Source organism: Streptomyces sp. BK239 (assembly GCF_004217285.1).
In the GTDB taxonomy this organism is placed as follows: Bacteria; Actinomycetota; Actinomycetes; order Streptomycetales; family Streptomycetaceae; genus Streptomyces.
This window is the reverse complement of sequence record NZ_SHKS01000012.1, coordinates 94276-116983: the sequence shown is the minus strand read 5'-3', so window position 1 is coordinate 116983 and position 22708 is coordinate 94276. Positions and strand designations below refer to the sequence as shown.

General features: G+C 71.5%; 17 protein-coding genes. 5 read left to right on the top strand and 12 right to left on the bottom strand.

Annotation, left to right across the window (positions count from 1 at the left end):
• On the top strand, positions 1–239 hold a 239-nt coding region (locus tag EV567_RS28010; RefSeq protein WP_207228865.1), incomplete at its 5' end, for a hypothetical protein.
• Positions 240–407: 168 nt separating this feature from the next.
• Here the strand turns inward: EV567_RS28010 and EV567_RS27685 are convergent.
• The 3 genes from EV567_RS27685 to thyX all read right to left on the bottom strand — a co-directional run bounded on the left by EV567_RS27685 (position 408) and on the right by thyX (position 4082).
• Positions 408–2093, bottom strand: a complete 1686-nt coding sequence (locus EV567_RS27685) for a ribonuclease J (protein WP_130444882.1) — start codon at positions 2091–2093, stop codon at positions 408–410.
• Between the two features lie 144 nt (positions 2094–2237).
• Positions 2238–3137, bottom strand: a complete 900-nt coding sequence (dapA, locus tag EV567_RS27680; protein ID WP_130444880.1) for a 4-hydroxy-tetrahydrodipicolinate synthase — start codon at positions 3135–3137, stop codon at positions 2238–2240.
• A gap of 204 nt (positions 3138–3341) precedes the next feature.
• Positions 3342–4082 carry an FAD-dependent thymidylate synthase gene (gene thyX / locus EV567_RS27675; RefSeq protein ID WP_130444878.1) on the bottom strand — a complete coding sequence of 247 codons (741 nt, stop codon included), beginning with the start codon at positions 4080–4082 and terminating at the stop codon, positions 3342–3344.
• A 258-nt stretch (positions 4083–4340) separates the two neighbouring features.
• Here thyX and EV567_RS27670 point away from each other — a divergent pair, with 258 nt between their 5' ends.
• Positions 4341–4586, top strand: coding sequence for a hypothetical protein (locus EV567_RS27670; protein WP_130444876.1), 246 nt, complete (start codon positions 4341–4343; stop codon positions 4584–4586).
• A 91-nt stretch (positions 4587–4677) separates the two neighbouring features.
• Entirely contained in the window at positions 4678–5232 is a 555-nt protein-coding gene (locus EV567_RS27665) for a hypothetical protein (RefSeq protein ID WP_130444874.1), read from the top strand.
• A 94-nt stretch (positions 5233–5326) separates the two neighbouring features.
• On the opposite strand, the gene EV567_RS27660 is transcribed toward EV567_RS27665, so the two are convergent.
• The 5 genes from EV567_RS27660 to rpsO form a co-directional block, all read right to left on the bottom strand.
• Entirely contained in the window at positions 5327–5770 is a 444-nt protein-coding gene (locus tag EV567_RS27660) for a hypothetical protein (protein ID WP_130444872.1), read from the bottom strand.
• Between the two features lie 11 nt (positions 5771–5781).
• Positions 5782–6534 (bottom strand): 4-hydroxy-tetrahydrodipicolinate reductase, encoded by a 753-nt coding sequence (gene dapB, locus EV567_RS27655; RefSeq protein WP_130444870.1) that lies wholly within the window; start codon positions 6532–6534, stop codon positions 5782–5784.
• A gap of 59 nt (positions 6535–6593) precedes the next feature.
• A complete protein-coding gene (locus EV567_RS27650; RefSeq protein ID WP_130444868.1) occupies positions 6594–7973 on the bottom strand; it encodes a pitrilysin family protein in 1380 nt (459 codons plus the stop codon).
• Positions 7970–10195 carry a polyribonucleotide nucleotidyltransferase gene (locus tag EV567_RS27645; protein ID WP_130444866.1) on the bottom strand — a complete coding sequence of 742 codons (2226 nt, stop codon included), beginning with the start codon at positions 10193–10195 and terminating at the stop codon, positions 7970–7972. The genes EV567_RS27650 and EV567_RS27645 overlap by 4 nt, the downstream gene beginning before the upstream one ends.
• Positions 10196–10551: 356 nt before the next feature.
• Positions 10552–10839 (bottom strand): 30S ribosomal protein S15, encoded by a 288-nt coding sequence (gene rpsO / locus EV567_RS27640; protein WP_130444864.1) that lies wholly within the window; start codon positions 10837–10839, stop codon positions 10552–10554.
• Between the two features lie 267 nt (positions 10840–11106).
• Here rpsO and EV567_RS27635 point away from each other — a divergent pair, with 267 nt between their 5' ends.
• Complete coding sequence (locus EV567_RS27635; RefSeq protein WP_130444862.1) at positions 11107–11406, top strand: DUF397 domain-containing protein; 300 nt, start codon at positions 11107–11109, stop codon at positions 11404–11406.
• 61 nt (positions 11407–11467) lie between these two features.
• On the opposite strand, the gene EV567_RS27630 is transcribed toward EV567_RS27635, so the two are convergent.
• Positions 11468–13030, bottom strand: coding sequence for a PQQ-binding-like beta-propeller repeat protein (locus tag EV567_RS27630; RefSeq protein WP_242621020.1), 1563 nt, complete (start codon positions 13028–13030; stop codon positions 11468–11470).
• Between the two features lie 515 nt (positions 13031–13545).
• On the opposite strand from EV567_RS27630, the gene EV567_RS27625 reads away from it, so the two are divergent.
• Positions 13546–17118, top strand: coding sequence for an SCO5717 family growth-regulating ATPase (locus EV567_RS27625; protein ID WP_207228864.1), 3573 nt, complete (start codon positions 13546–13548; stop codon positions 17116–17118).
• Positions 17119–17194: 76 nt separating this feature from the next.
• Here the strand turns inward: EV567_RS27625 and EV567_RS27620 are convergent, their stop codons facing one another.
• The 3 genes from EV567_RS27620 to EV567_RS27610 all read right to left on the bottom strand — a co-directional run bounded on the left by EV567_RS27620 (position 17195) and on the right by EV567_RS27610 (position 22462).
• Positions 17195–18316 carry an IS630 family transposase gene (locus EV567_RS27620; protein ID WP_130444858.1) on the bottom strand — a complete coding sequence of 374 codons (1122 nt, stop codon included), beginning with the start codon at positions 18314–18316 and terminating at the stop codon, positions 17195–17197.
• A gap of 34 nt (positions 18317–18350) precedes the next feature.
• Positions 18351–19295 (bottom strand): bifunctional riboflavin kinase/FAD synthetase, encoded by a 945-nt coding sequence (locus EV567_RS27615; protein ID WP_130444856.1) that lies wholly within the window; start codon positions 19293–19295, stop codon positions 18351–18353.
• A 92-nt stretch (positions 19296–19387) separates the two neighbouring features.
• Positions 19388–22462, bottom strand: coding sequence for a trypsin-like peptidase domain-containing protein (locus tag EV567_RS27610; RefSeq protein ID WP_242621019.1), 3075 nt, complete (start codon positions 22460–22462; stop codon positions 19388–19390).
• Positions 22463–22708: the final 246 nt, after the last annotated feature.

The following is a 22708-nucleotide window of genomic DNA, read 5'->3' as shown; positions in this document are numbered from 1 at the left end:
GGGTATCAACATATCTGGCGTTGATTTTTGGCACGCTGTTGAGTTCTCAAGGAACGGACGCTTCCTTTGTACTCACCCGAGAGACTCTCTCGTGGTTTTCCTCCGGGCGCTTCCCTTCGGTCTTGCGTTTCCGACTCTATCAGATCTTTTTCCGATCCGATTTCCTCGGTGCTTTCCAGGTTCCCGCTTTTGTTTCGCGGTTTCCTTTCCGGCGGTTCCGACTTTATCAGAAGTTCTGAGTCGGATTTCCCGGCCCCTCCGGGGAGTGGTCCAGACACGCACGAGGCGGCTGGGTTCCCGTTCAGGCGGAGCCGTAAACGTACTGGAGCGGAGCGCCCCGATGCAAATCGAGGGGCTCCGCTCCAGGTGCACGCGCCCTGAGGGCCGTTGGCGGACCGGACGGTCCGTCAGACCTCCACGACGACCGGGAGGATCATCGGCCGGCGTCGGTAGGAGTCCGAGACCCACTTGCCCAGGGTGCGGCGGATGAGCTGCTGCAGCTGGTGGGGTTCCACCACGCCGTCCTGAGCCGAGCGCTCCAGGACTTCGGTGATCTTCGGGATGACGTCCGCGAAGGCCGAGTCCTCGATGCCGGAACCGCGGGCCTGGACGTGCGGGCCACCGGTGATCTTGCCGGTCGAGGAGTCCATGACCACGAAGACGGAGATGATGCCCTCGTCGCCCAGGATCTTCCGGTCCTTCAGGGCGGGCTCGCCCACGTCGCCGACCGAGAGGCCGTCGACGTACACGTACCCCGCCTGGACCTTGCCCGCGATCTTCGCCTTGCCTTCGACGAGGTCGACGACGACGCCGTCCTCGGCGATGACGATGCGGTCGTGCGGAACGCCGGTCATGGCGCCCAGCTCGGCGTTGGCCCGCAGATGGCGCCACTCGCCGTGGACCGGCATCAGGTTCTTCGGCCGGCAGATGTTGTAGAAGTACAGGAGCTCGCCCGCGGAGGCGTGGCCCGAGACGTGCACCTTGGCGTTGCCCTTGTGGACGACGTTCGCGCCCCAGCGCGTCAGGCCGTTGATCACGCGGTAGACCGCGTTCTCGTTGCCGGGGATGAGCGACGACGCCAGGATCACCGTGTCGCCGTCGACGATGCGGATCTGGTGGTCGCGGTTGGCCATCCGGGACAGGGCGGCCATCGGTTCGCCCTGGGAACCCGTGCAGACCAGGACCACCTCGTGGTCCGGCAGGTCGTCCAGGCTCCTGACGTCGACGACCAGGCCCGGCGGGATCTTCAGATAGCCGAGGTCCCGGGCGATGCCCATGTTGCGGACCATCGAGCGGCCGACGAAGGCGACCCGGCGGCCGTACTCGTGCGCCGCGTCCAGGATCTGCTGGATGCGGTGGACATGGCTCGCGAAGCTCGCCACGATGATGCGCTTCCGGGCGTTCGCGAAGACCTGGCGCAGGACGTTGGAGATCTCCCGCTCCGGCGGGACGAACCCGGGGACCTCGGCGTTCGTCGAGTCGGAGAGAAGCAGGTCGATGCCCTCTTCGCTCAGGCGCGCGAACGCGTGCAGGTCCGTGAGGCGGTTGTCCAGCGGAAGCTGGTCCATCTTGAAGTCGCCGGTGTGGACCACCATGCCGGCCGGCGTGCGGACGGCCACGGCGAGGGCGTCGGGGATGGAGTGGTTGACGGCGATGAACTCGCAGTCGAACGGGCCGATGCGCTCGCGGTTCCCCTCGGCCACCTCGAGGGTGTAGGGGCGGATGCGGTGCTCCTGGAGCTTGGCCTCGATCAGGGCGAGGGTCAGCTTGGAGCCGATCAGCGGGATGTCCGGCTTCTCCCGCAGGAGGTAGGGGACGGCGCCGATGTGGTCCTCGTGGCCGTGGGTGAGGACGATGCCCTCGACGGCGTCGAGGCGGTCCCGGATGGACGAGAAGTCCGGCAGGATCAGGTCGATTCCGGGCTGCTCCTCCTCGGGGAAGAGCACTCCGCAGTCGACGATCAGAAGACGGCCGCCGTACTCCATGACCGTCATGTTGCGGCCGATCTCGCCGAGGCCGCCGAGCGGGGTGACCCGCAGACCCCCTTCGGGAAGCGGCGGGGGCGGGCCCAGTTCGGGGTGCGGATGACTCAAAAGACTCTCCTCAACCATGCGCGCCACGTACCGGTGGGCACGTGGCGCGTATGACGTTCGTGCAGAAGCAGTTGTCGTTGTGATGTGCAGGCACCGGTGGCCTGCCGTATTCAGTTGTGCGGTGTTCAGTTGTGAAGTCCGATGTCAGAGCTGTACCCCGCCCGCGGCAAGATCGATCTTGAGCTGCTCGGTCTCTTCCGCGGTGAGTTCCACCAGGGGCGCCCGCAGCGGTCCGGCGGGCAGGCCCTGGAGGGCGAGCGCGGCCTTCGTGGTCATGACGCCCTGCGTCCGGAACATGCCGGTGTAGACGGGGAGCAGCTTCTGGTGGATCTCCGTGGCCTTCTGGACGTCGCCGGCGGTGAAGGCGTCGACGAGGGCGCGCAGGTCCGGGGTGACGACATGGCCGACGACGGAGACGAAGCCGACCGCGCCGACGGAGAGCAGCGGCAGGTTGAGCATGTCGTCGCCGGAGTACCAGGCGAGGCCGGACTGGGCGATGGCCCAGCTGGCGCGGCCGAGGTCGCCCTTGGCGTCCTTGTTGGCGACGATGCGCGGGTGGGCGGCGAGGCGGACGAGCGTCTCGGTGTTGATCGGGACGCCGCTGCGGCCGGGGATGTCGTAGAGCATGACCGGCAGCTCGGTGGCGTCGGCGACGGTCGTGAAGTGGCGGTAGAGGCCCTCTTGCGGGGGCTTGTTGTAGTACGGGGTGACGACCAGGAGGCCGTGTGCGCCCGCCTGCTGCGCCGCGCGCGCCAGCTGGATGCTGTGGTGGGTGTTGTTGGTGCCGACGCCGGCCACGATGTGGGCCCGGTCTCCGACGGCCTCCAGGACGGCTCGTACCAGGTCCGCTTTCTCCGCGTCGGTGGTCGTGGGGGACTCGCCGGTGGTGCCGTTGACGATCAGGCCGTCGTTGCCTGCGTCCACCAGGTGGGTGGCGAGCCGCTGAGCGCCGTCGAGGTCGAGTGCGCCGTCCGCCGTGAAGGGCGTGACCATGGCGGTGAGGACCCGCCCGAAGGGGGTCTGCGGAGTGGAGGTCGGAGCCATGGGTAACACGCTACTCGTTGCTCAGGGCGGGGTCTGCCCTCGGGGCAGGCGGCAAGTCGGGACAAATGTGGAGCCCGGCACTGCCTGCTCGGGGGTTCAAGCAGTGCCGGGTCCGTTTGATCAGGCTAGATGAACTTCTCTAAATGCCGCAATACGGACACTTCGCGCGGCTGATCCGCACATACGTCTCCCGCTGCGAGGCGGTCAAGGGGCGACACGGCCGTTGGCGTTGAAAGCGGCGTGGGTGAGGGGCATGAGGCTCGCCCACTCGGCCTCCATCCGCTCGCCCACCATCTCGATCTCCCGCTGCGGGAAGGACGGGACCTTCGCCAGCTCGTGCTGGGTGCGCAGGCCGAGGAAGTGCATCAGGGAGCGCGCGTTGCAGGTGGCGTACATCGAGGAGAACAGGCCCACGGGGAGCACCGCGCGGGCGACCTCGCGGGCGACGCCGGCGGCGAGCATCTCCTGGTAGGCCTCGTAGGCCTGCCGGTAGGAGTCCTCCATGGTGCGGGCCACGAGCTCCTGCTGGTCCTCGGTGCCCTCGACGAAGACGTACTTGCCGGGCCGGCCCTGCTGGACGAGCTTGCGGGAGGCGTCGGGGACGTAGAAGACGGGCTGGAGCTCGCGGTAGCGGCCGCTCTCCTCGTTGTAGGACCAGCCCACGCGGTGCCGCATGAACTCGCGGAAGACGAAGATCGGGGCGCTGATGAAGAAGGTCATCGAGTTGTGCTCGAAGGGGCTGCCGTGGCGGTCCCGCATCAGGTAGTTGATCAGGCCCTTCGAGCGCTCCGGGTCTTTCTGCAGCTCGTCCAGGGACTGCTCGCCGGCGGTGGAGACACGGGCGGCCCACAGCACGTCGGAGTCGGACGCGCTGTGCTTGACCAGCTCGACGGTGACGTCGCTGCGAAGGTGGATCTTGGTGTCGTCGGCGGGCCTGTCGGTCACGGTGCGGAGGTCCTTCCAGGGGCGTTCCAGGAGCGGCTTGCGAGCGGCGCCAACTCTACGGGGGTCCGCGGCGGGCGGGCGGGCCGGGGCACTCGGGCGGCCGATGGCCCGCCGCGAGAATTTTTTCCCGGAAGTCTCGTGACATGGGGCACCTTTTCGGGCACCCGCTCGTCTGAATCAGTGGCAGCGTCCACTCGTCATCGGTGGCGGCGTCCACTCGGTCACGCAGTTCGTCTACCCAGGGAGGAAGAACCCACCATGTCCCGTCGGCGCGAGCCCGTCCCCTTCGCCTTCGTCGCCGAAGCCGACACGTTCCGCAGTAACGTGGCCCCTCCGCCGCCCGAGCCGTCCTCCGCCGGACAGATAGCTGGGCGCTGGCTCCTGGCGGTCACCATCGTGGCCGCGCTCGTGGGCGCCCTGGTCATCGGGATGCCGGCGCTGAGCCTGGACCACACCGCACCGTCCCAGCAGTCCCAGGCCTCGCAGAGCTCCGAGGGGCGCTGACACCATCCGGCCCCCCGCAGGTGGTGAGCGGGGACACAGGCGGATAACCTCACCGGGCACAGCCCCAGCATGGATCGAGTGAGGACCAGCCGTGCCCCTGCCCTTCCTGACGGCCGACCGCGCATCCGAGGCAGCGGACGACGTCGCGTTGCCCTTCGAGGACCGTGAACGCTGGCGGCGCCCCTACCGTCCCGGGCCCTGGCGGGTCGCCGTGGCCGCGCTGAGTCTGCTGATCGCCTCGTACGTGCTGCTCGCCGCGGTGGTGATCGCGCTGACCGGCTCGCCGAGCGAGGCCGGTACGGTGTTCGGACTCTCGCTGCTGGTGATCGCCGCCGCGCTGCGGCTGCTGCGGATGGGCGTGTGGGTGAGCGAGCGCGGGCTGCGGCACGTGAGGTTCCTCGTGACCCGCACGGTGACCTGGAACCAGGTCGCGTCCGTGCGCACCGTGCAGCAGCCGGTGCGCTGGCTGGGGCTGCCGCGGACGCTGCAGGGCCAGGCCCTGACGCTCGTACGCCGGGACGGGTCCCCGCAGGACGCCGTGCCGTTGCTGACCACGCACGGGGCGGACTTCCTGGGTCGGATCGAGGCGTTCGACCGGGCGGCGGACACGGTCGAGGCGTGGGCCGACGAGTACCGGCAGCCCTGAGGGATCTTCACGGGCAAGCGGCGGGCCCGGCCGGCGTCATCGACGTGGGCCGGGCCCGCGCTTGTGTGCGTCGGGACGGTCGGGCCGCCGTGCGTCAGCGTGACGCCTGGTGCAGCGTGATCGCCCGTTGCATCGCCTTGCGGGCCCGCGGGGTGTCACGGGCGTCGTGGTAGGCGACGGCGAGGCGGAACCAGCTGCGCCAGTCGTCGGGGGCGTCCTCCGTCTCGGCCTTGCGGCGGGCGAACACCGCGTCGGCGGAGTCGCGGTCGATACGGCCGCTGGGGGTGCGCTCCAGCTCGTCGACGGGCAGACCGCCCTCGGCGTCGAGTTCGGCGGCGAGCTGGTTGGCCCTGCGGACGAACTGGGTGTTCTTCCACAGGAACCACACGCCGATGACCGGCAGGATCAGCACCGCCACCCCGAACGTGACGGTCAGCAGCGTGCCGGCCCGGATGAGCATGACGCCGCGGCTGCCGACCAGGACGAAGTAGAAGACCAGGACGGCGGCCGTGAGGGCGTAGGAGAGCTTGGCGCGCATGACGGTGGGACTCAGTTCAGGTCGAGGAAGTGTTCCAGGCCGAAGGTGAGGCCCGGGGTCGACACCACCCGGCGGGCGCCCAGCAGGATGCCGGGCATGAAGCTGGTGTGGTGCAGGGAGTCGTGCCGGACGGTCAGGGTCTCGCCCTCGCCGCCCAGCAGGACCTCCTGGTGGGCGAGGAGGCCGCGCAGCCGCACGGCGTGGACGGGGACGCCGTCGACGTCCGCGCCGCGGGCGCCGTCCAGGGCGCTCGTGGTGGCGTCGGGGGCGGGGGCGGAGCCGGCCGCGCGGCGGGCCTCGGCGATGAGCTGGGCGGTGCGCGTGGCGGTGCCGGAGGGGGCGTCCACCTTGTTCGGGTGGTGCAGCTCCACGACCTCGACCGACTCGAACCAGGGCGCGGCGATCTGCGCGAACTTCATGGTCAGCACGGCGCCGATGGAGAAGTTCGGCGCGATGAGCACGCCGGTCTCCGGGGACTGCGCCAGCCAGCCCTTGAGCTGCGCGAGCCGCTCGTCGGTCCAGCCCGTGGTGCCGACCACGGCGTGGATGCCGTGCCGTACGCAGAAGTCGAGGTTGCCCATGACCGAGCCCGGGGTCGTCAGTTCGACGGCGACCTGGGCACCGGTCTCCGCCAGGGTCTCCAGTTTGTCGCCCCGGCTCAGGGCGGCCACCAGCTCCATGTCCTCGGCGGCCTCGACCGCCCGGACCGCCTCGGAACCGATGCGGCCCTGTGCGCCGAGGACCGCCACGCGCAGCTTGCTCATGTCTTGCTTCCTTACCGAAGGTGACTTCCGAGGATGTCCGCCGTGGCCGGAGCGGGGTGTCAGGCCACGGCCTCGTGCAGGCGGGAGGCCTGCTTGTCCTTGAGCGGGCCGATGACCGACAGCGAGGGGCGCCGCCCCAGGACGTCGCGGGCCACCGCGCGGACCTCGTCCGGGGTGACGGCCGCTATCCGGGTCAGCATCTCGTCGACGGACATCTGCTCGCCCCAGCACAGCTCACTCTTGCCGATGCGGTTCATGAGCGCACCGGTGTCCTCCAGGCCGAGCACGGTGGAGCCCCTGAGCTGGCCGATGGCGCGGGCGATCTCGTCGTCGGACAGGCCGTGCTCGGCGACGTGGTCGAGTTCGTCGCGGCAGATCTTCAGCACGTCGTGCACCTGGCTGGGCCGGCAGCCGGCGTACACGCCGAACAGGCCGCAGTCGGCGAAGCCGGAGGTGTACGAGTACACGCTGTAGGCCAGGCCGCGCTTCTCGCGGACCTCCTGGAAGAGGCGCGAGGACATGCCTCCGCCGAGCGCGGTGTTCAGGACGCCCATCGCCCAGCGCCGGTCGTCGGTGCGGGCGAGGCCGGGCATTCCGAGGACGACGTGGGCCTGCTCGGTCTTGCGGCCGATCAGCTCCACGCGGCCGGCGGTGCGCAGGGCGCGCCGTCCGTCGCGGGGGGCGACGGGGGCGGCGTCGAGGTCCGAGAGGGCGCCGGCCTTCTCGAAGGCGGCGCGGACCTGGCGTACGACCTTGTTGTGGTCGACGTTGCCGGCCGCGGCGACCACGAGGTGGGTGGGGTCGTAGTGCTTCTTGTAGAAGCGGCGGATGCGGTCGGCGGTGAGGGCGTTGACCGTGTCGACGGTGCCGAGGACGGGGCGTCCGAGGGGGTTGTCGCCGAACATCGTGTACGCGAACAGGTCGTGCACGCAGTCGCCGGGGTCGTCCTCGGTCATCGCGATCTCTTCGAGGATCGCGCCGCGCTCGACGTCGACGTCCTCCTCGCGGATCAGCGAGCCGGTGAGCATGTCGCAGACGACGTCTATGGCGAGCGGCAGGTCGGCGTCGAGCACGCGCGCGTAGTAGCACGTGTACTCCTTGGCCGTGAACGCGTTCATCTCGCCGCCGACGGCGTCCACGGCGGCGGAGATGTCCAGGGCGCTGCGGCGGGAGGTGCCCTTGAAGAGCAGGTGCTCCAGGTAGTGCGTGGCGCCGTTCAGCGCGGGCGTCTCGTCGCGGGAGCCGACGTGCGCCCAGATGCCGAAGGTCGCGGAGCGCACCGAGGGGAGGGTCTCGGTGACGATACGAAGGCCGCCCGGGAGGGTGGTCTTGCGGACCGTGCCGATGCCGTCGTCGCCCTTGATGAGGGTTTGGGTACGGGCGACGGCCCGCGCCTTGGTGGAGGTGCGGGCCGTCGCCTTGGAGCCGTGGGACGTCACTGGTCGGCGTCGTCCTTCTTGTCGTCAGAGGCTGCTTCGTCCTCGCCCTCGATCACGGGGATGAGGGAGAGCTTGCCGCGGGAGTCGATCTCGGCGATCTCGACCTGGACCTTCTGGCCCACGCCGACGACGTCCTCGACGTTCTCCACGCGCTTGCCGCCGGCGAGCTTGCGGATCTGCGAGATGTGCAGCAGACCGTCCTTGCCCGGCAGCAGCGACACGAACGCGCCGAACGTGGTCGTCTTGACGACCGTGCCCAGGTAGCGCTCGCCGACCTCCGGCATGGTCGGGTTGGCGATGCCGTTGATCGTGGCGCGGGCGGCCTCGGCGGCCGGACCGTCGGCGGCGCCGATGTAGATGGTGCCGTCGTCCTCGATCGTGATCTCGGCGCCGGTGTCCTCCTGGATCTGGTTGATCATCTTGCCCTTCGGGCCGATGACCTCGCCGATCTTGTCGACCGGGATCTTCACGGTGATGATCCGCGGCGCGTTGGGGGACATCTCGTCCGGCGTGTCGATCGCTTCCATCATCACGTCGAGGATGTGGAGGCGGGCGTCACGAGCCTGCTTGAGGGCGGCGGCCAGGACGGAGGCGGGGATGCCGTCCAGCTTGGTGTCGAGCTGGAGGGCGGTGACGAACTCCTTGGTGCCGGCGACCTTGAAGTCCATGTCGCCGAAGGCGTCCTCCGCACCGAGGATGTCGGTGAGGGTGACGTAGTGCGTCTCGCCGTCGATCTCCTGGGAGATCAGGCCCATGGCGATACCGGCGACGGGGGCCTTCAGCGGCACACCGGCGTTCAGCAGCGACATGGTGGAGGCGCAGACCGAGCCCATGGACGTCGAGCCGTTGGAGCTCAGCGCCTCGGAGACCTGGCGGATCGCGTAGGGGAACTCCTCGCGGGTCGGCAGGACGGGCACGAGGGCGCGCTCGGCGAGGGCGCCGTGGCCGATCTCGCGGCGCTTGGGGGAGCCGACGCGGCCGGTCTCGCCGGTGGAGTACGGCGGGAAGTTGTAGTTGTGCATGTAGCGCTTGCGGGTCACCGGGGAGAGGGTGTCCAGCTGCTGCTCCATGCGGAGCATGTTGAGGGTGGTGACGCCCAGGATCTGGGTCTCGCCACGCTCGAACACCGCGGAGCCGTGCACGCGCGGGATGGCCTCGACCTCGGCGGCCAGGGTGCGGATGTCGGTGACACCGCGGCCGTCGATGCGCTTCTTCTCCTTGATGACGCGCTCACGGACCAGGGTCTTGGTCAGCGAGCGGTACGCGGCGGAGATCTCCTTCTCGCGGCCCTCGAACTGCGGCAGGAGCTTCTCGGCGGCGAGCGCCTTGACGCGGTCCAGCTCGGACTCGCGCTCCTGCTTGCCGGCGATGGTCAGCGCGGAGGCGAGCTCCGGCTTGACGGCGGCGGTGAGCGCCTCCAGGACGTCGTCCTGGTAGTCGAGGAAGATCGGGAACTCGCCGGTGGGCTTGGCGGCCTTGGCGGCGAGGTCGGCCTGCGCCTTGCAGAGCACCTTGATGAAGGGCTTCGCGGCCTCGAGACCGGCGGCGACGATCTCCTCGGTGGGGGCCTCGGAGCCGCCCTTGACCAGCTGGATCGTCTTCTCGGTGGCCTCGGCCTCGACCATCATGATCGCGACGTCGCCGTCCTCCAGGACGCGGCCCGCGACGACCATGTCGAAGACGGCGTCCTCGAGCTCGGTGTGCGTCGGGAAGGCCACCCACTGGCCGCGGATCAGCGCGACGCGGACGCCGCCGATCGGGCCGGAGAAGGGCAGACCGGCCAGCTGCGTGGACGCGGACGCGGCGTTGATCGCGACGACGTCGTACAGGTGGTCGGGGTTGAGCGCCATGATGGTGGCGACGACCTGGATCTCGTTGCGCAGGCCCTTCTTGAAGGACGGGCGCAGCGGGCGGTCGATGAGGCGGCAGGTGAGGATGGCGTCCTCGGAGGGGCGGCCCTCACGGCGGAAGAAGCTGCCGGGGATCTTGCCGGCGGCGTACATCCGCTCCTCGACGTCCACCGTCAGGGGGAAGAAGTCGAGCTGGTCCTTGGGGTTCTTGGAGGCGGTGGTGGCCGACAGCACCATGGTGTCGTCGTCCAGGTAGGCCACGGCGGAGCCGGCGGCCTGCTTGGCCAGGCGGCCCGTCTCGAAGCGGATGGTGCGGGTACCGAAGGCGCCGTTGTCGATGACGGCCTCGGCGTAGTGGGTCTCGTTCTCCACTAGCGTTTTCTCCGTTACTTGTCGTCTTTCGTCCCGTCCGCCCGTGTGGCGGGGGGACGGTGGCGGAGAAGCGCTCCGTCTGGTGCGGGCCGGTCTTCGATCGAAGCACCCGGGGCTCGTCGCCCGGGGGCCACTACCGAGGACCGGCGGCGGCGCGGTGCGCTCCTCCTGTGTCGTCGTGTGTGTCGTCCGTATTGCGTTGTGCTACCACACTACAAAGCGCGAGTGACACTCCGCATGTTTCCGTCCGACGGGTGCGTGCGTACGGCCGCGTGGACCGCTGTCGCCGTACGACCGTGTGTACGGCAAAGGGAGCGGCCCCCGATCGTCACGGGAACCGCTCCCTTCACGGCGTCTTACTTGGCGCCGGCCGCACCGCGGCGGATGCCGAGGCGGTCGACCAGCGCACGGAAGCGCTGGATGTCCTTCTTCGCCAGGTACTGCAGCAGGCGACGGCGCTGACCGACCAGGATCAGCAGACCCCGGCGGGAGTGGTGGTCGTGCTTGTGCGTCTTGAGGTGCTCGGTCAGGTCCGAGATACGGCGCGAGAGCATCGCGACCTGGACCTCGGGGGAGCCGGTGTCGCCCTCCTTGGTACCGAACTCGGTGATGATCTGCTTCTTGGTAGCGGCGTCGAGCGGCACGCGTACTCCTCGTAGTCTCTGAAATGGCCACCGAGTGCCCCCGGTCTTTGTCTCGGGGGAGCTTCCGTTACTCGGGAGGCGGGGATCCGCTGGGCGCGTCCTCCAGTGCCGAGGGCTCCGGGGGTGCGTACACAAACGGCCGACAGACAGCGTACCAGCAGGCCGGGACCGCCCTGGCCGCGGCCTGCGAATCCCGCCGCCGGGGCGGACCCCGCCGCTAGGCTCGACCGTTGGATCACCCACATGCCGGGAAGGGGTCGCTTCGCCATGGCGGAGGAAGTGAACGAGGACGTCAAGGCCCGCAAGGAGCGGGAGCGCGACGAGCTGTACGCGCTCGACATCTCAGGCGTCGAATGGACGTGCGCGCCGGGCACGGAGCAGCACGAGGAGCGCGTGGAGATCGCGTACCTTCCCGGGGGCGCCGTGGCGATGAGGTCGTCGCTCGACCCGGAGACGGTGCTGCGTTACACGGAGGCGGAGTGGCGCGCCTTCGTCCTGGGCGCCCGCGACGGGGAGTTCGACCTGGAACCGGCGCCGCACAACGGGGGGCTGGACGCCCGGAAGTGACGCCGACAGGGCGGGAGGCCGGGCTGCGCACCGGCTTGCCCCCCCCTGTCGTGTCGGTGGGTCAGGGCTGTGGCTTCTTGGCCGCGGCACTCTCGATGCCCAGTACCAGGTACACCCACTTCGGCTCGTTCGCGCCGGGGCCGCTGACCGATTTGGCGCCGAAGAACAGGCGGCCGTTCTCGACGACGATGTCGTTGAAGTCGGTCGACGTGAGCTTCTCGGCCTCGGCGGGCAGCCCGAAGTAGAAGTAGGGGGTCTCCTTGCCGGTCTTCGGGTCCAGGGAGACGAGCGCGGTGGGTGTGATGCGGTCTTCGCTGTCGCGCAGCGCGAGGAGTTGGTCGCCGCTCATCCGAACCGGGTAGAGCTGGGAGTTGGTCCCGGACTCGAACTTCCTCGTGCTGTTCCCGGTGGCAAGGTCGAAGCCGATGATCCAGTTGCCGAGGGACGCTCCGTCGGTTGTCGCCTCACTGCGCAGGAAGACCTGGCCGGCTCCGACGGCGATGGTCGGGCAGTCGTCGATGACGACGTATTCGGAGGAGGACGAGCACTCCCCCGTGTAGGTGCCCTGCTGGAGGCGGATGATGGCGCGGTCGCGGCCGTCGGCGTCCAGGGAGATCAGCTCGGTGAAGCCGATGTCGCCCGCGGCCACGGCGATGACGGCCGGGTCCGTGGACGGGATCGCGACGCTGCGGACGCCCTTCGCCTCGGAGTGGGTCCACAGGGTGCGGCCCGTGGCCGGATCCACCTTGCGAACCTTGTACGTGATCAGTTCGTGGGAGTCGACGGGCAGGGACTTGTCCCGGTTCCAGCACTCCTCCTCCACCAGGAGCGCGCCTCCGCCGGCGGCGCCGGCGTCCTGGCAGACGCCGGCAGCCTTGGTGCTCCACCGCGTCCTGCCGTGGTCCATGTCGTAGGCGACGGTTCCGCCGCCCCAGGTCACGGCGACCGTCCCGTGCGTGAGGGTCACGCTCGGGGACTCCTGGAGGTTGCCGCTGCTCGGGGCGCCCGGGGTGCCGCCGACCTTGGAGACGGGGAACTCGTGGGACCAGATCTCGCGGCCGTTGTCGAGATCGACGAAGGTGACGTGGTTGCAGTAGGTCTTCTCCTCGTGCTCCCCGACCTCCTTGACCCGGTGAAGTACGGCTGTGCGGTTGTCACCGGTGACATGGCGGGTGTAGCCGCAGATCGGGCCGTCGAGGCGCAGCTTCCACTTCTCCTTGCCGGGCGAGGCGTCGGTGCCGATGGTCAATCCGACGAGGGTCCTGTTGATGCCCTTGGCGAGGATCTTGTCGGTGGCCCACATCCCGGGCGACTCGTAGCTCTCGCCGGGGCTCAGGTCGTCCACGGAGAACCGGAAGCCCATTTTTCCGTTCGTGCTCGCGGGTTGCTGCTCCACGGTGTCGCGGATGTCGAGCCGTCCCGGGGCGTCGGCCTTCGTCTTGTTCGAGGCTTCCGCCCCCGCGTCGGGGCCGCCCCACAGAAGCCATCCTCCGGTGCCCAGCGCTGCGACCAGGGCGACGACGAGCAGGCTCAACAACAGTGCACGGCGACGGCGTTTCTTCTTCTGGCTCTCGGCGGCGAGGGCGGATTGGGTGTAGATGGAGGGGGGTGGGCCGAAGCTCACTCGGGCGTCCTTTTTCTGCGGGTGGTCAGGAAGACGACGCCCTACTATGCCCGGCGGCAGGCCCACCGGGCGGCGTGGGGTCGGGAGTTGGAGCTCGGTCCGGGCGGTCACGTCCGGCGGAGCGCCGCCAGGATCCTTGCGAAACGTGCCACTTCGGCGGTTCATCGTGACCACTTCTCTTCATGTTCTCCTCGGGTTGTTCACAGGCGCCGTTGGGAACCAGTACCGAAACGGGGGCGCGGTAGGGCACTTCGGGGCCTGCCGTGACGTGTCGGACGGGTGCTCAGGGGTGGGCGGGCCTGCCCGGGTGGGGTGGCTGGTGATTAGGCTGGGAGCGGGCGCGGCACCAGAACCCGTGGACAGGTGGCCGGCGTCTCAGGGGGAGAGCCGGTGGCCGTATGACCCGCAGCGCGGGCGTGCACTGCTCGGACTTCCTCGGCATCGAACGACTTCGGACGACAAGAACTGGTCGCCCCGGCACGGCATGAGGGTGCTCGACCACACCAGGAGGAACTGTGAGCAGCGATCGGGACGGGATCCGCGGGGGCTGGGCCACACCCGGCGATGACCAGCCCGACGCGGAGTCCGCCGTCGAGGCGACGGGCGAGTTCACCATCGACTACGCGCCGCCTGCCTGGTACACGCAGAACGCGGCGGGTGCCGGCGGGGGTTCGGGGGCGGCGTCCCCTGCGGCTTCGGAGGCGGGGGCTGAGGGGGCTTCCCCTGCGGGTCCTGCGGCGGCTCCCCCGGCTGCGGGTCCCGGGGCAGCTCACCCTGCTGCGGGTTCCGGTTCGGACGGTGGGGTGGGGTCCGGAGCTGGTTCCGGTTCCGGGGCGGGAGACGGCTCGCAGCCTGGGGCGGCTGGTCCGGGGATGCCCGGTGGGCAGTTCCCCGTCGACGGTCCCATTCCCGGGCTGGCTCCGCCGGCCCACGCGAACGTCTCGCCCGGGGCGCCGTTCACTCCTCCGCTTCCTCCCGTGCCGCCCACGCCTCCTGGGCCCGGGGCGCCCTTCGCTCCGCCGGCGGGACCCGGGGCGCCGTTCACCCCGCCCGCGGCGAGCGTGCCCGGCCCGTCCTCGGGCACCGGGGTCGAGCCTCAGGGGGTGCAGCCCGGGGCCCCGGGTGCCGACGCCTCCTCCGGTGACGCGTCGGCCGACGCCGGGAACGGGGACCTGGAGAGCGGTGCCACCATGCGTTTCTCGGCGGCCGCTCTCAAGCGGGAGATCGCGGAGAACGCGGCCGCCGCTGCCGCCGCCGGCGCTCCTGGTGGCGCCGATGCCTCCACCGAGGCGCAGGCCGCTGAGGCGGGTGCGGCCGGGGCCGCTGATGAGTCCGGTGATTCCTCTGAGTCGGGTGATTCCTCCGCCGTCTCGTCGGACCTGCCTGTGGCGGCCGTTGCCGAGGAGACGCCCGCGCCTGCAGAAGGCACCGTGGACGACGCCCAGGCTGCCGAGGGCGGGCCGGATGCGTCGGTGCAAGCCCCAGCACACGTGGACGCTGGGGCCGAGGCGGGCGGCGGCGAGGAGCCCGCGGTGGCTGCCGTCTCCGACGACGCCTCGTCGCAGGGCGACACTCCCGCCGACGCGCCGGAGATGCCGTCCGACACGGCCCCTGCGGAAGCGGTCGAACCGCAGGACGCGGCTCCCGCGGCGGCCGTCAGCGAGCCCTTCGCGCCGCAGGACACTCCGCCTGCAAGCGTCCCCGAAACGCAGGACGACCTCCAGGCGAGCGCCCCTGAACCGCAGGGTGACGTGGCGACGAACGCCGCCGCGCCGCAGGACGCCCCGCCCGCGGGCCTCCCGGACGCCATCGAGGCCCAGCCCCAAGGCACCGCGACTGCGGACCCCGGGCCGCAGCACGCCGCTCCCGCGAGCGTGGACGCGCCGGCCGCTCCGCCTGCCTGGACTCCACCGCCGGTGCCTCAGAGCGGGGTTCCGCCGCTGCCCCCGTCCTACCAGCCCGCCGCGCCGGCACCGGCCGCGCAGTGGCCGGCCCAGCCGCCGCAGGCGGACCCGGCGGCCGCCGCGCCGGTGGCGCAGCCGCCCGCGCCTCCGGCGGCCTGGGACACCCCGCCCGCGCCACCTGCCGCTCCGCAGGCCGGTTACGGGTTCCCGCAACCTCCCGCGCCCGAGCAGCCGGGGCCCGCCGCGCAGCCTCACCCACAGCAGGGTCACGGCTTCCCGCTGCCTCCGGCCGCCCCACAGCCGCCCGCCATGCCCAACTCCCAGCCCGGCTACGGCTTCCCGCAGCCCCCGCACCAGCAGGCCTTCCCGGCACCAGTGGACCAACCCCAGCCCCCGGCCCCGCAACCGCCCGCCACACCCACGCCCAACTCCCAGCCCGGCTACGGCTTCCCGCAGCCCCCGGCGGCCAACGCCCCGGACGGTTATGGCTTCCCGCAGCCGTCCGCCGCGCCGCCGGTCAACTCGCAGCCGGGCTACGGCTTCCCCCAGCCCCCGCACCAGCAGCCCTCCCCGGCACCGGCGAACCAACCACAGCCCCCCTCCGCGCCCGCGCCCAACTCCCAGCCGGGCTACGGGTTCCCGCAGCCCCAGCCGCCCATGGGGCATCCGCAGGCCCCGGAGACTCCCGGTGCTGCCCCCTGGGCCCAGCAAGGGGTCCCGCAGCCAGACGCGCCTCAGGCTCCCCCCGCCGCCCAGCCCGTGGACCCCCGTGCCGGTGCCGCGTGGCCGCAGCCCGTTCAGCATGACCAGCGGCAGATGGTCAACCCCGGTGCCGCGCCGCTCGGTTACACCGCAGCCGTGGAGCTGTCCTCCGATCGGCTGCTCAACAACAAGAAGCAGAAGGCGAAGAGCGGACGGCCCGCCGCCGCGTCCTCCCGGTTCAGGATCGGGGGGAAGCGCGAAGAGGCCGAGCGGCAGCGGAAGTTGGAGCTGATCCGGACGCCCGTGCTGTCCTGCTACCGCATCGCCGTCATCAGTCTCAAGGGCGGCGTGGGCAAGACCACGACCACCACCGCGCTCGGTTCGACCCTCGCCAGCGAGCGGCAGGACAAGATCCTCGCCATCGACGCCAACCCGGACGCCGGCACGCTCGGCCGCCGGGTGCGGCGCGAGACCGGGGCGACCATCCGTGACCTCGTCCAGGCGATCCCGTACCTCAACTCCTACATGGACATCAGGCGGTTCACCTCCCAGGCCGCCTCCGGTCTGGAGATCATCGCCAACGACGTCGACCCGGCCGTGTCCACGACGTTCAACGACGAGGACTACCGGCGCGCCATCGACGTGCTCGGCAAGCAGTACCCGGTCATCCTCACCGACTCGGGCACCGGCCTGCTCTACAGCGCCATGCGCGGGGTGCTGGACCTCGCCGACCAGCTGATCATCATCTCGACGCCGTCCGTCGACGGCGCGAGCAGCGCCAGCACGACGCTGGACTGGCTGTCCGCGCACGGGTACTCCGAGCTCGTCTCACGGTCCATCACCGTCATCTCCGGTGTGCGCGAGACCGGCAAGATGATCAAGGTCGAGGACATCGTCGGGCACTTCGAGACCCGCTGCCGCGGTGTCATCGTCGTGCCGTTCGACGAGCATCTCGCCGCCGGCGCGGAGGTCGACCTCGACATGATGCGGCCGAAGGTGCGGGAGGCCTACTTCAACCTCGCGGCGATGGTCGCCGAGGACTTCGTCCGGCATCAGCAGCTTCAGGGCCTGTGGACCAACGACGGCAACCCGCCGCCGGTCGCCGCCCCGCCCATGCCCGGACAGCCCATCCCCGGCCAACACCCCATGCAGGGGCAGCAGTTCCCCGTGCAGCCGATGCCGGGGCAGCCCATGCCGGGGCAGCCCATGCCTCCCGGCCAGCCGTACCCCCAGCAGCCCCCGCAGGCCCCGCAGGCCCAGCAGGCCCCGCAGGCCCAGCAACACCCGCAGTACCCCCAGCAGCCCGGCCAGCCGTACCCGCCGCAGCCCGGCCAGCCCTACGCCCCGCAGGCCTATCCCCCGCAGGGGCAGCCCGACCCGCAGCACTACCCGCAGCCCCACCCACCGCACCCGCACCCCGGTCACCCGCAGGGGCCGGACGGGCAGACCCCGCCCCCTCCCCCGCCGCCGCACCAGCAGTGAGCCGTGACGGGTGAAGCATGAAGGGCGGCCGGTGTCCCAGGACACCGGCCGCCCTTCCTGTGCGCGCGAGTCGCGGCTAGTGTCCTGCGCCAGAGATCCGTCGGCAGAAGCGGGCGAGGGAGTCGAGGATCTCTTGGGCTGTCTTGGTCCAGATGAACGGCTTGGGGTCTTCGTTCCAGTCCTTGACCCATGCCCTGATGTCGGCCTCGAGGGCCTGGATGTTCTTGTGTGCGCCGCGGCGGATCATCTGGTGGGCCAGGTAGCCGAACCACCGCTCGACCTGGTTGATCCAGGAGGAGCCGGTCGGGGTGAAGTGCAACTCGAACCTGGGGTGTTTGGCCAGCCAGGCCTTGATCGCGGGAGTCTTGTGGGTGCCGTAATTGTCCACGATCAAGTGGACCTGCAGGTGCGCGGGCACCTCCTTGTCGATCCGGATCAGGAACTTTTTGAACTCCACGGCCCGGTGCCGACGGTGCAGGGCAGTGATGACCTCGCCGGTGGCGACATCGAACGCGGCGAACAAGGTGGTCAGCCCGTTGCGGACGTAGTCGTGGGTACGCCGCTCGGGCATGCCGGGCATTATCGGCAGCACCGGCTGAGACCGGTCCAGGGCCTGTATCTGCGACTTCTCGTCCACCGAGAGGACCACCGCACCCTCGGGCGGGTTGAAATACAGACCCACGACGTCGTAGACCTTCTCCACGAACAACGGGTCCGTCGACAGCTTGAAGGTGTCCGCCAGGTGCGGCTTGAGCTGGAACTTCCGCCAGATCCGGCCGACGGTGGACTTGGACAGGCCGCTGCGCTCGGCCATCGACTTCCGCGACCAGTGGGTGGCGTTCTTCGGGATCTCCTCCAGCGTCGTGACCACAACCGCCTCCACCTGGTCGACGCTGATCGTGGGCGGCCGGCCCGGCCGGGGCTCGTCGGCCAGGCCGTCCAGCCGCTCCGCGAGGAACCGCCGCCGCCACTTGCGGACGGTGTCGGCGGCCACCCGCAACTCGCGGGCCACCACGACGATCGGCGGGACCTCCGGACCAGCGCACGCCAGCACAATCCGCGCCCGCAAGGCCAGGGCCTGGGCCGATGTCGCCCGACGCGTCCACCGCTCCAACTCCGCCCGCTCGTCATCAGACAGCAGCAACGGTTCCAGCTTCGGGCCCCGACGAGGAACTGACGCACCAACAGCAGAAGTCACACAACTACTAACGATCAACTACTGGCGCAGGACACTAGCCCGCCGCCACCAGTTCCCGGCAGCGCTTCACGTCCTGCGCCATCTGCTCCAGCAGCCCCTCCAGGGACTCGAACTTCGCCTGGCCGCGGACGAAGGCGAGGAAGTCGACGGCGACGTGCAGCCCGTACAGGTCCAGGCCGACGCGGTCGATCGCGTACGCCTCCACCGTGCGCTCGGTGCCGTCGAACTGCGGGTTGGTGCCCACGGAGATCGCGGCCGGCATCGCCTCGCCGCCCGCGTGCAGCCAGCCGGCGTAGACGCCGTCGGCGGGGATCGCGGTGTGGGGCAGCGTCTCGACGTTTGCCGTGGGGAAGCCCAGTTCACGGCCCCGCTGGGCGCCGCGTACGACCACGCCCTCCACCCGGTGCGGGCGGCCGAGGATCTCGCCGGCGCCGGTCACGTCCCCCTCGGCGACCAGGCGCCGGGTCAGGGTGGAGGAGAACGGCTCGCCGCCGCCCGCCTCGCCGGTCACGTACAGGTCGACGACCTCGACCTCGAAGTCGTAGACCTTGCCCTGCTCGGTCAGGAACTCGACGTCGCCCGCCGCCTTGTGGCCGAAGCGGAAGTTGGGGCCCTCGACGACCGCCTTGGCGTGCAGCTTGTCGACGAGGACCTTGACGACGAAGTCCGCGGGCGACAGCTTCGAGAACTCGGTCGTGAACGGGAGGATCAGCACCGCGTCCACGCCCAGGTCGGCCATCAGCTCGGCCCGGCGGTGGTGCGGGGCGAGCAGCGGCGGGTGGCTGCCCGGGCGGACGACCTCGCTGGGGTGCGGGTCGAAGGTGACGACGACGGAGGGCACGCCCAGGTCACGGGCGCGCTCGACCGCGTGCCGGATGATCAGCTGGTGGCCGCGGTGCACCCCGTCGTACGAACCGATGGTGACGACGCTGCGCCCCCAGTCCTGGGGGATGTCCTCCAAGCCACGCCAGCGCTGCACTGTGACCGCTCCTCGAACCCGTGTCCGTGTCGTACGTCGGTTGCTTCGTACGTGTGTTCGTCGACCGCTTACGCAGCGACCCGTACGCAGCTCTAAGAGTGCCATGCCGGGTGGCCCCGGCCCGCATCGGCATGGGTGCTGTGACTCGGCCCACGCACGGACGGGGCGTCACACGGGGACACGACGGACGGCGGACCGTTCTCCAGGGCGGCGCGGGCGGTGACACGGCGGGACAGCGCGGGTGCGCCGGCGTCGGCGAGGGCGTGCAGCAACGCGAGCGCGCCCTCGTGCGGAGTGAGCGCCCCGTGGCGACGGACCACGGCTTCCTCGTGTGGGGCGGGCGCGGGATCGGCAGGGCGGGTGAGCAGTGCGCGGGCCGCGTCGCGCAGCAGTTCGCGGTCGGCGGCGGTGCGGGCGTGGGGCGCGACGCGCAGGGCGTACGCCGTGGCGGCGACGCGGCGGACCGGCCGTTCGTCGTGCGCCCAGCGGTGCACGGCCCGGCACAGTGCGGACGGTTCCTCCTCGGCCAGGACGGCGAGGAGCTCGTCGGCGCGGGCGTGGGCGCGGTCGGCGAGGAGTTCGACGAGGTCGTCCGGCGCCGTGTGCCGGTGGGTGTGCAGCAGCGCCTGCGCGGCCGTCGCGACGGTGGCGTGCGGCGTCGCGGGCAGCGGGCGCTCGTCGTCGAACCAGAGGGTGAGCTGCGGCTGTACGGCGAGGGGGTCGGCGGTGAGGAGGCGGGCGACGGCGTCGAGGTAGCGGGGCGCGTCGGCGGCGTGCGGGGCGGCGTCGGCGACGACCAGCCGGCGCAGGAGGTCGAGACGGGCGTCGACGGGAAGCGCGAGCGCGGCCCAGAAGTCCGGGGCGAACTCGCTCGGCGGCTCACAAGACGCACCCGGCCGCTCGCAAGACGCGCTCGGCGGCTCAGCAGCCCGGCCCCACGGCCCCGCGCCCCCCGTCGGCCCGCCGGACCGCCCCCGCCACGGCCACCGCGCCACGAGGTCGGCCAGCGGGCGCAGGACGCCGAGGTACGGCATCGCGTCATGGACGCCGCGCAGGGTCTCGGCCAGCAGGCGTGCGGCCCACCATGCGTCGGGGTCGGCGCGCAGCGCGGACGTCAACTCCCCCAAGGTGTCGGAGAGTCGGCGTGGGCCGTGGTGGCGGGCGAGGAGCAGCAGGGCCTGGACGACGGGGCCGATGCGGTGGTGTGGGACGGGCAGCGGGCGGGTGTCGCCGAGGGAGCCGCGGCGGCCCCGTCCGCGCACCAGGACGTTCAGGGCCTCGTCCAGGTCGAGATGGGCGCCCTGGACCCAGTCGGCGAGCTCCTCGTGGGCGAAGCGGTAGCCGGAGCCCGCGGGCACGAACAGGCCCTCGGCGAGGACGGCGGACGCCCAGCCGGTGCCGCCGCCGAGCCGGGCGGGAGCGGGCCCCCAGGGGAACACCGCCTCGAAGGCGGCGCGGTCCAACGCTCCCTGGCCCGGCCCGAGGCTGCGCCGGGCCGCCTCGTGGACCTGTCCGGCCACCTTCGCCGCGAGCAGTCGCACGGCGGTGCCGCGCACGCCGTTCTCAGCGGCCAGCCGCACCGCGACGCGCAGGCACACCAGATCCAGGTACGCGGCGAACACGGCGTCGCGGTCCACGGGGACGCCGGGGGCCTCGGGCAGGGCGGCGCGGACCTCGGCGTAGAGGCGCAGCGTGAGGGGGTGGCGGGCGTCGGCGTCGGTGAGCTCGGCGTCCGGGGCGCCGTAGCGGGCGCGGGCCTCCCGCGCCTCGGCCGGGGTGAGATCGCCGAGGAGGACGCACGGGGGCAGTGCCGGGGCCGTACGGCCGTGCAGCAGCTCGGCGGGGTAGCGGGCCCCGGCCTCCTCCCAGTACTCGGCGCGGCACGCCACCACCAGCCGCGCCCCGGCCTCCCGCAGCCACCCGGCCGTCGCGTCGGTCCACTCCCGCAGGCGGTCCGCCGGGGCCGGGGGCATCTCCTCGGGTCCGTCGAGGAGCAGCAGCAGGGGGCGGCCGGCACTTCGGGCGAGCCGAGCGAGTCGCTCCGGGGTGAGCTCGCCGGGGTCGCCCTGGACCGGCCGGGAGGCGGTCACGATACGGGCCGCGCGGGTCAGCGCCCGCCGGGCCGCGTCCGCGATCGAGGCGTCCTCCTCCCGGAGGTCGGCGCCGCGCAGCCACAGAGTGGGCGCCGGCCGGGGGTCCCGGGCGCGACGGGCGGCGAGCGCCGCGAGTTCGGTCGTACGGCCGCTGCCCGGCGCTCCGACGAGGGCGAGCACGGCCGCCGGGCCCTCGGTGAAGTCGGCGAACTCCCTCGCGATGACGGGGCGTTCGACCGGTGGCACCGCTGTGAGGAAGTCGGACCCGACCGAGGTGGCCGTGAGCTCCAGCAGGGCCGCGGGATTGAGGTCGGCGCCGTAGGCCGGGACCGTCGCCGCGTTGCGGGCGAGCAGGTCGGCGAGGGGGCCGTCGGAGGGGGCGGGGCGCAGCGGGACGGCGAAGCCGGCCTCGCGGTGGCCGGTGCTGAGGGCGGTGCCCAGGACGGCGACGACGGCGCCGGTCGCGGCGTCGAGCACCGGGCCGCCGGCCGCACCGCCGCCGCGCCGCAGCGCGTCCCGGCCGGCCGTGCCGATCGCCAACTCCAGTGCACCGTGGAGGAGACGGGAGCCGTGCGCGGCGATGTAGGTCGCGGGGGCCGAGGCCAGCACGCGTGCCTCACGCCAGCACCCGGCGGTCAGGCGGACGTAGGCGCCCGCCTCCACGTGGTCGCGGACGGTGAGCGGCAGCGGCTCGCCGTCGAGCCCCTCGATGTGCACGAGCGCCAGGCCGAGCTCCGGCAACGCGGTCACCGCGTCGGGGTGCACCGCGTGGCCGCGCCCGTCGGCGTCCTCCACGACGAGAGGCGTCAGGCCGTCGACGACCTCGTGGCCGGTGAGGACCGTGCCGTGATGGTCGGCGAGGAACCCGACGCCGCGCGGCCGGCCCAGAGGGTCGCGGAAGCGGACGAGGGAGCGGTCGGGGGGAAGGAAGGGGCGGGCTGAGACACCCGGACGGGAGGAGGCACCCGAACGAGGGGAGACACCACCCGAACCGGAGGCGACACCCGATTCACCCGGTTCTCCGGTGTCGTCCGGGCGCGCGGTCTCGTCAGGGCGCGGGCGCCGTTCGTTCATCGTCGTACCTCTGCGCCCGTCCGCTTCCGCTGCTGTCTGCCGTCCGCAGAGCTTGCCGCTCCGCAGCCCGAACGGTAGGCCCGGAAAGATCGGCAGGACCAGCGCGCGAGGCGAACGCGCCCCCTTGCGCTCCCCGGGTTGACTCCGAGCGCCTGCCGGACGGGTGAATGAACGTGTCCCGTCGGACACAGCCTAGGGGTGGGGGAACCGAGGGGGGACCGTGGAGCGGCGGCACAGCAGGCCCCG

Excerpts from the sequence above, each read along its gene's own strand:
- dapA (WP_130444880.1), bottom strand. The coding sequence starts at position 3,137 with ATGGCTCCGACCTCCACTCCGCAGACCCCCTTCGGGCGGGTCCTCACC.
- EV567_RS27670 (WP_130444876.1), top strand. The coding sequence starts at position 4,341 with ATGTCCCGTCGGCGCGAGCCCGTCCCCTTCGCCTTCGTCGCCGAAGCC.
- EV567_RS27660 (WP_130444872.1), bottom strand. The coding sequence starts at position 5,770 with ATGCGCGCCAAGCTCTCCTACGCCCTCACGGCCGCCGTCCTGGTCTTC.
- dapB (WP_130444870.1), bottom strand. The coding sequence starts at position 6,534 with ATGAGCAAGCTGCGCGTGGCGGTCCTCGGCGCACAGGGCCGCATCGGT.
- EV567_RS27635 (WP_130444862.1), top strand. The coding sequence starts at position 11,107 with ATGGCGGAGGAAGTGAACGAGGACGTCAAGGCCCGCAAGGAGCGGGAG.
- EV567_RS27610 (WP_242621019.1), bottom strand. The coding sequence starts at position 22,462 with ATGAACGAACGGCGCCCGCGCCCTGACGAGACCGCGCGCCCGGACGAC.